Annotated in this window: 7 protein-coding genes; 5 read left to right on the plus strand and 2 right to left on the minus strand. The window is 45.6% G+C overall.

Translation table 11 applies throughout. The features are described 5' to 3' along the window. Positions 1 to 4: 4 nt before the first annotated feature. The 5 genes from AC1DXF_RS27650 (at position 5) to galB (ending at position 13,251) form a co-directional block, all read left to right on the plus strand. Positions 5 to 2,899 (plus strand): glycoside hydrolase family 95 protein, encoded by a 2,895-nt coding sequence (locus AC1DXF_RS27650; protein WP_477451923.1) that lies wholly within the window; start codon positions 5 to 7, stop codon positions 2,897 to 2,899. Positions 2,900 to 2,966: 67 nt separating this feature from the next. Beyond that, positions 2,967 to 6,485, plus strand: coding sequence for a malectin domain-containing carbohydrate-binding protein (locus AC1DXF_RS27655; RefSeq protein WP_477451924.1), 3,519 nt, complete (start codon positions 2,967 to 2,969; stop codon positions 6,483 to 6,485). Between the two features lie 25 nt (positions 6,486 to 6,510). After that, complete coding sequence (locus AC1DXF_RS27660) at positions 6,511 to 9,276, plus strand: family 78 glycoside hydrolase catalytic domain (RefSeq protein WP_477451925.1); 2,766 nt, start codon at positions 6,511 to 6,513, stop codon at positions 9,274 to 9,276. Between the two features lie 220 nt (positions 9,277 to 9,496). Then, positions 9,497 to 10,615: a glycoside hydrolase family protein gene (locus AC1DXF_RS27665; protein ID WP_477451926.1), complete on the plus strand. Its 1,119-nt coding sequence runs from the start codon at positions 9,497 to 9,499 to the stop codon at positions 10,613 to 10,615. Positions 10,616 to 10,836: 221 nt separating this feature from the next. Beyond that, complete coding sequence (galB, locus tag AC1DXF_RS27670) at positions 10,837 to 13,251, plus strand: beta-galactosidase GalB (RefSeq protein ID WP_477451927.1); 2,415 nt, start codon at positions 10,837 to 10,839, stop codon at positions 13,249 to 13,251. A 920-nt stretch (positions 13,252 to 14,171) separates the two neighbouring features. Here galB and AC1DXF_RS27675 read toward each other — a convergent pair. After that, complete coding sequence (locus AC1DXF_RS27675; RefSeq protein ID WP_477451928.1) at positions 14,172 to 14,474, minus strand: GIY-YIG nuclease family protein; 303 nt, start codon at positions 14,472 to 14,474, stop codon at positions 14,172 to 14,174. Between the two features lie 117 nt (positions 14,475 to 14,591). Next, a complete protein-coding gene (locus AC1DXF_RS27680) occupies positions 14,592 to 15,245 on the minus strand; it encodes a response regulator (protein ID WP_477451929.1) in 654 nt (217 codons plus the stop codon). Positions 15,246 to 15,310: the final 65 nt, after the last annotated feature.

Below are 15,310 nucleotides of genomic sequence, written 5' to 3' on the forward strand. Positions count from 1 at the left end.
TGCTATGAAAAACGCCATACCGCCCGTCTCAAAATATTTATTTATCGCAATTACGCTTGTGCTTGCCACGCATTTAGCCCAGGCCCAATCTGATCTTAAACTCTGGTACAGGAAGCCTGCACAAAAATGGACAGATGCCTTGCCCATTGGTAACGGTCGTTTAGGTGCAATGATATTTGGTGGAGTGGAAGAAGACAGAATCCAGTTTAATGAGCAAACGCTCTGGACGGGCGGTCCGCGCGCCTATGAGCGGCAAGGGGCTGTAAAATACCTGCAACCTATTCGCGAGCTCTTGTTTGATGGCAAACAATCCGAAGCCGAGGCACTTGCCGAAAAGCATTTCATGGGGATGAAAAGCAATGAAATCACGTATGCTGCCGATTCTGCCCGGTGGGTTAAAATGATGCGGAGTATAAAAGAGATTCAAGGTGTTGATTTTCATGATAACGCATGGAAATCCATTACCTTACCCACCGCACAGGGCTGGGAAACAACCCGCGGTTTTGAGGGACTTGACGGAGCAGTTTGGTTCAGAACGACATTTGAGTTGCCATCCAACTGGAAGGGAAAAAATCTGGTGCTCAGTTTAGGCCGCATCCGGGATCTGGATGTTACTTATATCAATGGCAACCAGGTAGGCACAACCAGTGGAACCGCTTATCGTAAATATATCATCCCGGCTAAAGAGCTGCGTACAGGAACAAATTTATTAGCTATACAGGTATTAAATTTCAATGATAAAGGTGGTTTAACCAGCGCAGCAAAAGAAATGCTGCTTTATCCTGAAGGTGTTGAAGTTGCTACCATCAAAGCCGGGGTAACAAGTAATGAGATAACATCCGCTATTGATAAAAAGGGTAGCATTATAGAACCAATAAAATTAAGCGGAACGTGGAAATACCGGATCCAGGATGATAATCCGCCAGCTTATCCACGGTATAATGCCGATTACCAGCCTTTTGGCGATTTGTACCTGCAATTCCCTGAGCAAACAATAAGTGAATACAAGCGCGACCTTGATATCACGAATGCCACGGCACATGTTACCTATAAGGCTGATGGAATAACCTACACCCGCGAGTACCTTGCAAGCGTCCCCGGCCAGGTAATAACTATTCATTTAACTGCCGATAAGTCCGGCGGCATTACGGTAAATGCCCTGATGAAAAGCCTGCATAAAAATTTTATTACCCGCAGAGTTGACGATCATACCCTGGCGTTATCGGTAAAAGTACATGATGGGGTATTACGCGGGGTAAGTTACCTGCATGTGCAGGCTGTTGGCGGCAAAGTGCTGGTAACACCAAACAATATTAAAGTTACCGGTGCTAATGAGGCTACGTTTTATTTAACAGCAGCAACAAATTTCAAAAATTACCATGATGTATCAGGCAATCCGGAAGCCATCTGCAAAAAGCAAATAACAGGCATCGCTCATAAAAGCTACCCGATTATTAAGGCAGATCATATAAAAGGTTACCAAAAATTCTTCCAAACATTCTCTATTGACCTTGGTAAAGGCATTAATGCTGATTTGCCTACAGATGAGCGAATCCTGAAATTCAGGGACACGCCCGACCCATCGTTTATCACACTGTACACGCAATACGGAAGGTATTTGTTGATATCGTCCTCGCGCCTGGGTAATGGTCCGGCTAATTTGCAGGGCCTATGGAACGATCTGCTTACGCCGCCATGGGGCAGCAAATTTACCACCAACATCAATTTGCAGATGAACTATTGGCCTGCCGAAGTGTTGAATCTTTCGGCCTGCAGCGAACCGTTTTTCGGTATAGTTGATGACCTGGCTAAAACAGGTAAGCAAACAGCTAAAGAACATTACGGTGCACCCGGCTGGGTGCTGCACCATAATACCGACCTGTGGCGGGGCACTGCTGCGGTAAATGCATCTAATCATGGTATCTGGGTAAGCGGCGGCGCATGGCTTTGTCACCAGTTATGGGAGCATTATTTATATACTAAGGATAAAAGTTTTTTACAGAACCGCGCTTACCCGGAAATGAAGGGAGCGGCGGAGTTTTTTGTGCACTTTTTAGTGAAAGATCCTAAGACCGGTTACCTTATCAGCACTCCCTCCAATTCGCCTGAACATGGCGGATTGGTAGCGGGGCCTGCCATGGATCACCAGATCATCCGCGATTTGTTTAAAAATTGCATAACAGCGTCAGCCCTTTTAGGAATTGATAAGGGTTTTGCCGATACACTAAAAGCAAAATACGATCAGATAGCGCCGAACAAAATTGGCAAATACGGCCAGCTACAGGAATGGATGGAAGATAAGGACGATACTGCCGATACCCATCGGCATGTATCGCATATGTGGGGCGTGTTCCCCGGTACAGATATCACCTGGAAAACCCCGGATCTGATGCATGCAGCCGAAAAATCTATGCTATACCGTGGTGATGAAGGAACAGGTTGGAGTATTGCCTGGAAGGTAAATATATGGGCCAGGATGAAGCAGGGCGATCATGCTTACCTCATGTTCACCAAACTGCTTTCGCCTGCTGATGTGAGCTCTGGCAAAGAAAAAGGCGGTGTTTACCACAACCTGTTTGACGCGCATCCACCTTTCCAGATTGATGGAAACTTTGGCGGGGCCGCCGGGTTATCAGAAATGTTGCTACAAAGCCAGGGCGATGATATTGAGTTGCTGCCAGCCCTGCCATCGGCTTTATCACAGGGAAATATAAAAGGTATTTGCGCCCGTGGTGGTTTTGAATTGAACTTTAACTGGCAAAACGGGCAGCTGCAGGGGGTACAAGTGCAATCAAAAGTCGGCGGGATTTGTCGGTTGCGTTATCATGATAAAACCATCATTATCAATACGCAAAAAGGCGGGTTATACCAGTTTAACGCTGATTTGAAACAGCTATAAGAAGATGCAGGTAAACAATGGTCATATTAAAAAACAGTTTCCCGGGTTTAATCACCATCCGGTTTTAATGCTTTTTATATGCCTGGTGTTTACTTTTTTGATAAGCCCGGCATTTGCGCAAAATAACACCAGGCAGGAGATTTTGTTAAACACCAATTGGCATACCACAGCCGATGATAATAGTGAAAAAGCTCATCCTGGCTTTGAACAGGCCAGTTTTAAAGATCAAAGCTGGAAAACTGTAAACGTACCGCACAATTGGGACAAATATGAAGGTTACCGCCGTTTAAAACATGGCAACAGGCATGGCTATGCATGGTATCGTAAAACATTCGCTTTATCTGCAAAGCAGCAAAATAAGCGCTACTTTTTATGGTTCGAGAGCGTGGGATCATATGCCACCGTTTGGTTAAATGGCAGGCAGGTGGGCTATCATGCAGGTGGGCGTACTTCGTTTACGTTGGATGTTACCGAGGCGATAAAAACAGGTAATGGAAACCTGCTCTGTGTTCGAGCAGATCATCCGGCCTTTATAAAAGATCTGCCATGGGTTTGTGGCGGCTGCTCGGACGATCCGGGTTTTTCGGAAGGATCGCAGCCTATGGGTATTTTCAGGCCGGTGCATTTGATTGTGACCAATCCGGTGCGTATTGAGCCTTTTGGCGTACATATTTGGAATGATACTACCGTCTCCGAAAAATCAGCCACGCTTAACCTCGAAACAGAAGTGAAAAATTATAGTACGCACTCGTCTTCCATCAGTGTCAGCAATAAACTGGTTGATGCTACAGGAAAAGTAGCAGCAGAAGTTAACGCTTCAAATGAAGTTAAACCCGGCGAAACTGTTGTGGTACAGCAATTACTTAAGGATATAGCCGGTGTACATTTATGGTCTTTACAAAATCCGTATTTATATAATTTAATTACCCAGGTTTGGCAAAATGGCAAACTTGTGGATCAAACGATCACTCCCTATGGCGTCCGTTGGATAAGCTGGCCAATTGGTCGTAATAATGGCGATAATCGTTTTTATTTGAATGGCAAACCGGTGTTTATCAATGGTATAGCCGAGTATGAGCACCTGATAGGTAAGAGCCAGGCTTTTACCGGTGAAGAGATCAATGCAAGGGTGATGCAGGTAAAGGCTGCGGGTTTTAATGCTTTCAGGGATGCGCACCAACCGCATAATCTGGCATATCAAACATATTGGGATAAGCTGGGCATCCTTTGGTGGCCGCAATATTCGGCGCATATCTGGTTTGATACGCCGGAGTTCAGGGCGACTTATAAGGCATTGTTGGTTGATTGGATCAAAGAGCGCCGTAACGGTCCTTCAGTTATTTTGTGGGGCTTGCAGAATGAAAGCAAACTGCCGGCCGATTTTGCCCATGAATGTTCCGAAATCATCCGCAAGCTTGACCCGACCACTTCATCGCAGCGCAAAATAACCACCTGTAACGGCGGCCAGGGCACCGATTGGGATGTGCCCCAAAACTGGACCGGCACCTATGGTGGCAACCCGTTAACCTACGGCGAAGACCTCAAAAAACAGATCCTCGTGGGCGAATATGGTGCCTGGAGAAGCCTTGGTTTACATACCGAAGGTACATTTAACCAAAACGGTCCGCTTAGCGAGAACCGAATGGCACAACTGATGGAGACTAAGGTGCGCCTGGCCGATTCTGTAAAAGACCAGGTTGCAGGGCATTTTCAATGGTTGTTGTACTCGCATGAAAATCCCGGCCGCACACAAGGTGGAGAAGGCCAGCGGGAGTTGGACAGGGTGGGGCCGGTTAACTATAAGGGCTTATTTACACCCTGGGGGCAGCCGACCGACGCGTTTTATATGTACCGGGCCAATTATGCACCAAAAGATAAAGAGCCGATGGTCTACATTGTATCCCATACATGGCCAGATCGCTGGTTAACACCCGGTAAAAAGGATAGTATTACCGTTTACTCCAATTGCGATGAGGTTGAATTGTTTAATGATGTACAGCACATTTCGCTGGGTAAAAAGAAAAAAGGCGGGATAGGTACTCATTTTCAGTGGGATGGTGTGGATGTAAGATATAACATTTTATATACGGTTGGGTATGTAAATGGCAGAGCCGTTGCGCATGACCAGGTGGTGCTCAATCATTTACCTGCTGCCCCGCATTTAAATACGGATAGGTCAGCAAATTCGGTGTTGCTTAAACCTGCGGCCGGTTACAATTACCTGTACAGGTTAAATTGCGGGGGCCCCGATTATAAAGACAGCTTCGGTAATTTATGGATGGCCGATAGGCATCAATATAATAAAAACCAACCGGGCTCATTATCATGGACGGACGATTATCCGAACATGCCAGCCTTTTTTGCCAGCCAGCAACGTACGTTTGATAATATTGGCGGTACAAATGATAGTCAATTATTTCAAACGTACAGGTATGGGATGGATAAATTGCAGTTTAACTTCCCGGTGCCTGACGGCGATTACCGCATAGAATTATATTTTACCGAACCATGGTATTGCACAGGCGGCGGAATGGACTGTACTGGCTGGCGTTTATTTGATGTAGCTGTTAACGGTGAAACAAAGATCAAAAACCTGGATATCTGGAAAGAAGCAGGCTATGCATGCGCGCTAAAGAAAACAATCACTGCTCACATCACAGGCGGTAAAATAAGTATAAGCTTCCCCAATGTACCGGCTGGGGAAGCTATCATATCTGCATTGGCTATCAGTACTTTAAATGGCAAGATACATGCGATACCAAACAACAGCGGTATAATAGCGCATTTAAAATCAGCCGGTAAGTGGACACTGCAAAGCTGGATGGATGTGGGCCAAAAGCAATATGTGAACGCCGGTATCAGCTTCAGTAACCTGCCGCCTGTATTTTTTGGGGCTGATTGGATTTGTACAGATCTTTCTGATAATAAGCAGTTTGCCTCGTTTAATGTAACTGCTGATGCAGATGTATTTGTGGCAATGGATGCCGCCCCTTCACAAAGACCCGAATGGTTAAACGATTATGAAGTTACCGGTTTGTATATAGAAAATGATGCGAATGGCGGGCATAAGCTCCCGGTTTACCGTAAAAGATTTAAAAAGCATGGCATGGTTCAATTGGGTGCGAACAAAGGAAAATACATGTACACCGTAGCTGTTTTGCCGGTAACTACACTTGAACCGGCAACCGACTTGCGTAAAACAATAAGCTACAAGGCTGAAGTCGCTGATATACAGGGTGATGGCATAATTCGGGATACTTTGGCCGGTAAAAAAGTGATCCGTTTTGAAAAGGATGCAGGTGGGAGCACGTCATTTACCATTACCCCCGGTGTGGCTGATTTGTATGTTTTGCGCATAAAGTATTACAACTCAACTGATAAGACCTTTACTGCAAAAATGAAGTTGCTTGCTGCCGATGGAACAGTGATGAAAGAGGAAGATTTAAACTTTAAACCGGTAGCCAAAAACAAGTCGGGAATGGTGGTTACCACAACGGGGACGAGTATTAACGCGGGTAATTATAAACTGGTAATTACTGGTAAAAAGTGTGCAGGTTTATGCATATTTGGTATAGAAATGCAGTAATAAAACTCAAAAAAAGTACAAAAAAATGCAAAAAAACATCACTTTGTTAATACTGCTGATATTGCCGTTGGAGTTATTTGCCCAGGGGCTAAAAGTGGTGAGCCTGCAATGTGATTACAAACAAAATCCACAAGGGGTTGAGTCGGTATCACCAGGGCTGAGCTGGCAGTTGAAAAGCAGCAAAGCCAACACCATGCAAACGGCTTACCGGGTATTGGTAGCCGATGATCCGCAGAAGCTGGACAATAATAAGGGCAACATCTGGGATTCAAAAAAAGTGACCTCGGCGGCATCTTTGCAGGTGGCTTACAAAGGCAGGCAATTGCAGCCGGCCAAAACTTATTATTGGAAAGTAATGGTTTGGGATAACTATCAACGGCAATCTTCCTGGAGCGGTACCGCCAATTGGCAAGTGGGATTGTTAACTAAGGCCGATTGGCAAGGTGCCGGCTGGATAGCCTATGATAAACTGCCCGATACTTCAGTTATTGTTCCCTTTTATCACGGTAAAGGGCCAAAAAAATTAGGGGTGGCCAATGATGTGCTGCCATTGCTGCGTAAAACATTCCATGTGGGCAATAGGCTTAAAAGAGCTACACTTTACATCTGCGGGCTGGGTCATTTCGACCTGAGTTTGAACGGTAAAAAAGTTGGCGACCATTTCCTTGACCCCGGCTGGACAAAATATGACAAGCAGTCCCTGTATGTACCATTTGATATTACCGGTCAGCTAAAAGCCGGTAAAAACACCATTGGGGTAATGTTGGGTAATGGGTTTTATTATATCCCCCGCGATAAACGCTACCGTAAACTTACCGGTGGATATGGCTACCCCAAAATGATCTGCCGTTTGGTTATGGAGTACCAGGATGGGAGGATAGACAATCTTTTGAGTGACACCACCTGGAAGGCCTCCCCCGGCCCGGTAACCTTCAGTAGTATTTATGGCGGCGAAGACTATAATGCCAACCTGGAACAGGCCGGATGGAATACCAATAGCTTTAATGATGATACCTGGCGTAAGGCTATACAGGTTGATGGCCCGCCGATGCTAAACGTCCAGGCGGCCGACCCGCTGAAGATTATGCAGGAGTTTATCCCCCAAAACAAAACACAATTAAACACAGGAGCCTGGATCTATGATCTTGGACAAAACTTTTCGGGCATCCCACAAATTACCGTTAAAGGTAAAAAAGGAGATACGGTAAAGATAATCCCCGCCGAGTTGGTTAATGCTGATGGCAGTGCGAACCAAAAAGGATCGGGCGGGCCGCATTATTATAATTACATTTTAAAAGGTGATGGTACCGAAACCTGGCAGCCGCAGTTTACCTATTATGGTTTCAGGTATTTACAGGTGGTGGGTGCGGCTCCGCAAAATGAGGCTAATGTTAAACAGCAGCCGGTTATTATCGCTCTAAAAGGCCTGCATACGCGCAACGCTGCTGCCACGGTTGGCGATTTTGCCTGTTCAAATGAGCTGTTCAATAAAACCTTTAAGCTGATAGACTGGGCCATGAAAAGCAATATGGCCAGCGTGTTTACCGATTGTCCGCACCGCGAAAAATTGGGCTGGCTGGAAGAAGCACATTTGGTGGGGAGTTCCCTGCATTATAACTATGATATAGTTGGGCTGGCGGGTAAATGCATCAACGATATGCGGATCTCGCAAACTGAAGATGGTTTGGTTCCGGAGATAGCTCCTGAATATGTAAAGTTTGATGAGCCGTTCCGCGACTCGCCCGAATGGGGCAGCAATGCCGTTATTCTGCCCTGGTATGTGTATCAATGGTACGGCGATAAAAATGTGCTGGCCCCAAATTACGATATGATAAAACGCTACCTAACTTACCTAAGTAAAAAAGCAGACGCTCATATTTTAACGCAAGGCCTTGGCGATTGGTACGATCTGGGGCCAAATCCACCTGGCGTATCCCAGTTAACACCACAAGGCATCACCGCCACGGCCTTATATTATTATGACCTTGATATCGCCGCAAAAATTGCCACTTTACTGGGTAAAAGCGAAGACTCTGTTGCTTACAATAAATTAGCAGCTCAGGTAAAAGAAGCTTACAATAAAAAATTCTTTAATGCCGAAACCAGGCAATACGGTACCGGCAGCCAGGCGGCAAATGCCATATCGGTTTATACCGGGTTGGTTGAGCCGCAATATAAAACCGCTGTGGTGAACAATATTATAAAGGATATCCGCAGTAGGGGTAACAGCCTTACCGCCGGTGATATTGGTTACCGCTACCTGCTTAGGGTACTGGATGATGAGGGCCGGTCTGACGTGATATTTGATATGAATAGTCGTGCTGATGTGCCGGGTTATGGGTATCAGTTAGCACATGGCGCAACGGCTCTGACAGAATCATGGGCCGCATTGCCATCGGTATCAAACAACCACTTTATGCTGGGCCATTTAATGGAGTGGTTTTACAGCGGACTGGCAGGCATCCGCCCGGCAGATGATGCCATCGCCTTTAATAAAATAGAGATCAGGCCCGAAGTTGTGGGCGATGTAACCTGGGCAAAGGCAAACTACCAGTCGCCTCATGGTACCATTTCGAGCAGCTGGAAAAAGGAGGCAAGTAAATTTGAGCTGAACGTAAGTATTCCGGCTAATACCACGGCTACCATTTATTTGCCGGTAGCTAAAACGGCTATGATCACAGCTGGCGGGCAAAACATCAGGAACAGAAAAGACATGGAATTTATAGGATACAAAAACGGTAAGGCCCTGGTTAAGGTAGGGTCGGGTGGTTATTTGTTTGTGGTTAGGTAGAGGGGTGTCATGTTGAGTAGTAAAAGTTTGGGGAAATTCTGAAGGGGTTTGTCATCCTGAACGTAGTGAAGGATCTATTCGCAGGCTGTACAGGGCGAAGAAGTATGGCGAATAATAGATGCTTCACTACGTTCAGCATGACAAAGAATTTTTTTACAAACACCTTATTGCTTCGTGCAATGACGATCTGTTTTTAGGCAGCTTTTAAGAATTATAAAATATGAATCATACATTAAAACGCTTGGTATTATTTATTTGCCTGTTACAGGCTATAAAACTATCGGCACAAACCAATACGGTGCCTAATAAGGTAATGCAGGATATTTACCAGCAGGTAAAAACCCCGTATAAATATGGCCTGGTGATGGCGCCCGATAGCAATTCAAAAAAAATGGATTGCCCAAGTGTTTTCAGGAAAGGAAACAACTGGTACATGACTTACCTTGTATTCAATGGCCGTGGTTACGAAACCTGGCTGGCTGATAGCAAGGACCTGCTGCATTGGAAAACCCGCGGCCGCATCCTGTCATTCTCAGATACCACGCAGTGGGACAGCAACCAAAAGGCAGGTTATATTGCTTTGCAGGATTACAAATGGGGCGGCAGTTACCAGCTGCAAAAATACCAGGATAAATACTGGATGTCGTATTTCGGCGGGCAAAGCCGGGGGTACGAGAAAGGGCTGCTATCAATCAGCATAGCCAATACCGGCAAGGATCCGTCAACACCGCACGAATGGCAGCGGTTAGATCATCCCGTGCTATCAAGTATCGATAAAGACGTAAGCTGGTGGGATAACCATACCCAATACAAAGAAACCGTGATATGGGATAAGGCAAAGCTTACCGGGCACCCATTTGTAATGTATTACAATGCCAACGGCGATAGCCTAAACAAAAAACGCGGTGCCGAGCGCATTGGTATGGCTGTATCTGACGATATGCTGCACTGGCGGCGTTATGGTAAAGATCCTGTGCTGAACCATGGCGACGGCATTACCGGCGACCCGTATATTCAAAAAATGGGCGATGTGTATGTGATGTTTTATTTCGGCGCCTTTTGGAAAACCGGGACAACGGGTGTATTTAACCGGTTTGCCTGTTCGTACGACCTGGTTCACTGGACTGATTGGACCGGCGATAAGCTGATTGAATCATCCGAACCTTATGACAATATGTTTGCCCACAAATCATTTGTGGTAAAATATAAGGGTGTGGTATATCACTACTATTGCGCTGTAAACAAAGCCGATCAGCGTGGTATAGCTGTAGCCACATCAAAAGATCTGGGCAAAAGCGAATTGAATTTTGTTGCACCACCGGTTAAAAAGAAGAAATAAATGAAGTAGATAGGCTTTATAAACAGATCGTCATTATAAGTTGTTGATTGTCAGTATGTATTTTTTTGTACAGAAACCTCTTACCCGTCATTGCTTCGTCGTACCTCCTCGCAATGACGCTATTTTTTTTAAGATGTCATTACTGTTTTTTCCGGGCTACGGCTGGTGATCACTCGCAATGACGGAGGGTTGGCGTTAAAACTGTTCTATAAACTCAAATTATGCGTTACCATTATTTTTTGCTCATTACTTTATTGATCTGTGCTGCTGCGGCTAAGGGCCAAAGCGCGCGTAAAACAGAAAATTTTAATACCGGCTGGAAGTTTTTTTTAGGCGATGAGCCGCGGGCTCAAAATAGCACCTTTGGTGATGCACAATGGCGCAGCCTGGATCTGCCTCACGACTGGAGCATAGAGGGGCGCTTTGATCAGAAAAACCCCACTACACAGGCCGAGGGGGGCTTACCCGCGGGCATTGGCTGGTACCGTAAAAGTTTTACCTTGCCTTTATCAGCCCAAAACAAAAACATATTTATTGATTTTGATGGTGTTTACCACAACAGCGAGGTTTGGGTAAACGGGCATTACCTGGGCAAACGCCCAAATGGATATATCTCTTTCAGGTATGATATTACGCCGTACCTCAACTTTGACAACAAAAAAAATGTGATCGCGGTACGTGTGGATAATTCCGATCAGCCTAATTCCCGCTGGTATACAGGATCGGGTATTTACCGTAACGTGTGGCTGGTTACTACGGCTAAAACTTACCTTACAAACTGGGGAACTTTTATAACAATACCTAATGTAAATGATAAAGCCGCCGAAGTGGCTTTGGAGATCGGTGTACATCAGCCATCGGCAAACAACAAATTAAGCCTGCAAACTACCATTTATAATGCCGAAGGTAAAGTTGTTGTTTCCCAAACATCCCCTGTAAAAAATACCGGAGACACTTCGATTGTTGTTCATCAAACTTTGGCAGTAAGCAAACCTAAGTTTTGGTCGGTAACAAGGCCGTACCTGTATAAAGTAGTAATAAAAGTGTTGCAAAACGGTAAAGTGCTCGATGATCAGTCAATTTACACGGGTATCCGTTATTTTAACTTTGATGCCGATAAAGGCTTTACTTTAAACGGCGAGCCTATGAAAATAAAAGGCGTTTGCCTGCACCATGACCAGGGCGCACTGGGTACGGCTGTAAATGTACGGGCTATGGAGCGCCAGCTGCAAATACTGAAAGCCATGGGCTGTAACGCCATCCGTACATCGCACAACGCGCCTGCACCTGAATTTCTTGATCTGTGCGACAGGATGGGCTTTTTGGTGATGGATGAAGCTTTTGATATGTGGCGAAAAAAGAAAAGTAAGTATGACTATCACCAGGATTGGGACAAATGGCATGTGCAAGATTTGCAGGACCAGGTGTTGCGCGACCGAAACCACCCGTCGATTTTTGCCTGGAGTATTGGTAACGAGATAAGGGAACAATTTGACAGTACCGGCATCAGGATCAGTCGCGAATTGGTTGGCATAGTGAAGCAGCTGGATAAAACCAGGCCGGTTACGTCGGCCCTGAGCGAGGCTGATCCTAAAAAGAACTTCATCTATCAATCCGGCGCACTCGATTTGGTTGGCTTAAATTACCACCAGGAGGTGTATGCCGGTTTTAAAAAGAACTACCCCGGCCAAAAGTTTATTGGGGCCGAAAACATGTCGGCGCTGGCTACCCGCGGGCATTATGATATGCCGTCGGATAGCATAAGGCGCTGGCCAAAGGATGGCAAAACACCTTTGAAAGATGGCAATCCCGATTTTACGGTATCGGCTTATGACAATGTATCGGCCTACTGGGGTTCAACACATGAAGAAACCTGGAAGATCATCAAGAAATACGATTTCCTTTCGGGATTATTTGTGTGGACCGGCTTTGATTATATCGGCGAACCTACCCCGTACTTATGGCCTGCACGCAGCTCATATTTTGGTATAGTTGACCTGGCTGGCTTCCCCAAGGATGTTTATTATATGTACCAAAGCGAATGGACAACTAAGCCAGTGTTGCACCTGTTGCCCCACTGGAACTGGAAGCCCGGTCAAACTATTGATGTTTGGGCTTATTATAATAATGCCGATAAAGTGGAGGCCTATTTAAACGGCAAATCATTAGGCATCCGCAGGAAAACAGGTGATGACCTGCATGTAATGTGGCGGGTTAAATATGAGCCCGGCACTTTGAAAGCGGTTTCGCGCAAAAATGGCAAGGTCATTATGAGCACCCAGGTTGTTACGGCAGGCGAGCCGTACCGCATCCAACTTAAAGCCGACAGGAGCCATATTAAAGCTGATGGTAAAGACCTTTCATATATTACTGTTACCATACTTGATAAAAATAATGTCCCGGTACCGGATGCCGGTCAGCTCATTAAATTTAAAGTAGGGGGGCAGGGGATCTTAAAAACGGTTGATAATGGCTCGCAAACAGATCTGGATCCATTTGTTTCCAATCAGCACCGGGTGTTTAATGGGCTGGGGCTGGCTATTATTCAATCAAAATCAAATGCTGGTAAAATTAATATAACAGTTACCGGGGATCGTTTGCAGGCGGCGCAGCTTACGATACAAAGTGGTAGGTAAAACCGGCAGGATGGCGGGAAAACAACTTGAGGATGACATTTTCTTCGCGTTACACTACAGTCATGCCGAACTTGTTTCGGCACCCCACATGCAGGGTGTACACCATGGCGGCGACCGTCCTGTGGGATCCTGAAACAAGTTCAGAATGGCATTTTCTTCGCGTTATACTACAGTCATGCCGAACTTGTTTCGGCACCCCACATGCAAGGTGCACACCATGGCGGCTGCCGTTCTGTGGGATCCTGAACAAGTTCAGGATGACATTTTCTTCGTGCACCCCACATGCAGGGTGTACACTATGGCGGCGACCGTCCTGTGGGATCCTGAAACAAGTTCAGAATGGCATTTTCTTCGCGTTACACTACAGTCATGCCGAACTTGTTTCGGCACCCCACATGCAAGGTGCACACCATGGCGGCTGCCGTTCTGTGGGATCCTGAAACAAGTTCATGACGACATTTTCTTCGCGTTACACTACAGTCATGCCGAACTTGTTTCGGCACCCCACTTGCAGGGTGCACACCATGGCGGCTACCGTCCTGTGGGATCCTGAAACAAGTTCAAGGATGACATTTTCTTCGCGTTACACTACAGTCATGCCGAACTTGTTTCGGCACCCCACTTGCAGGGTGTACACCATGGCGGCTACCGTTCTGTGGGATCCTGAAACAAGTTCAGGACGACATTTTCTGCGCGTTATACTACAGTCATGCCGAACTTGTTTCGGCACCCCACATGCAAGGTGCACACCATGACGGCTGCCGTCCTGTGGGATCCTGAAACAAGTTCAGGACGACATTTTCTTCGTGCACCCCACATGCAGGGTGTACACCATGGCGGCTACCGTCCTGTTGGATCCTGAAACAAGTTCAGGACGACATTTTCTTCGCGATACACCATTGCTATCCTATATTTGCGGTTTATAACATTGATTCTATTTCGTCCTTCAAATCCTTCATAGTTGGGTTTACAGACTTTACAAGGTTGATTTTCCAGTCCTTATGCCATCGTTTTAATTGTTTTTCCCGGTCGATTGCATCTGTTATTCGTTCAAAATATTCATAGTAAACAAGGTCATAAAGCCGATATTTCTTAACAAAAGCGGAGCCTTCTCCGTTGGTATGCTGCCAAACCCTTGCACGCAGATCGCTGGTTACGCCTATATAAAATGTTGTGCGGTAAGTGTTAGACATTATGTAAACGTGACCCTGTTTGTAAAGCATTTCCTTAGTTATCTAACTTTAGGGATTTCGATATGCAAAGTTATAAGCACACTGATTACTTAGCGCGTGGGGTGTCGAAACAAGTTCGGCATGACTTGGGAGTGTTAAAACAACCCCCTATATCTTTATCAATTCCTGCCTTAGCGCGGCAATCACCAGGCCTGTTCTTGATTTGGTTTCAAATTTTTGGAATAGGGCTTCGCGGTAATTATCGATGGTATGTGGGCTTAGGTTCATCATATCGGCTATTTGCTTGTAGGTGAGGTCGCTGCAGCACAGTTCAAGGAATTTTAGTTCGTTGGCATTTATTTCAACCTGTTGCGTTTTTACCGGCTGATTGTTTTGAATGTTACGTAGTAATTTACCGCTTACCAGCTCATTAATATAAAAAGATTGTTTGGCTATGCCGGTTATGGCATCAATCAGATCAGACGCCCTGGATTGTTTGAGCATATAACCGCCGGCACCACTTTTAAGCATGCCAATAATGGGCTTGTCTTCTTCAAACATGCTTAAAGCCAGTACTTTAATTTCGGGATGGTTTTCTTTAATCCATTTGGTGCTTTCGTAGCCATCCATCTGGGGCATGGTAATATCCATCAGGATTACCTCGGGTATAGGATGGCGCGACAGCTTCTGGATCATATCCTGGCCGTTCTCGGCATCAAAGATCACGTTTACCTTGCCCGAATCGGTAAGCAGGCTTACCAGGCCCTGGCGAAAAAGGGTATGGTCATCAACAATAGCTATATCTATTTTATCAGCGTCCATTAATATTCAGGTTATGTTAATTGTGCAATGGGATAATCTTTAGTCGAAAGTCTTAAGTTCTAAGT

Source organism: Mucilaginibacter sp. P2_A5 (assembly GCF_056404995.1).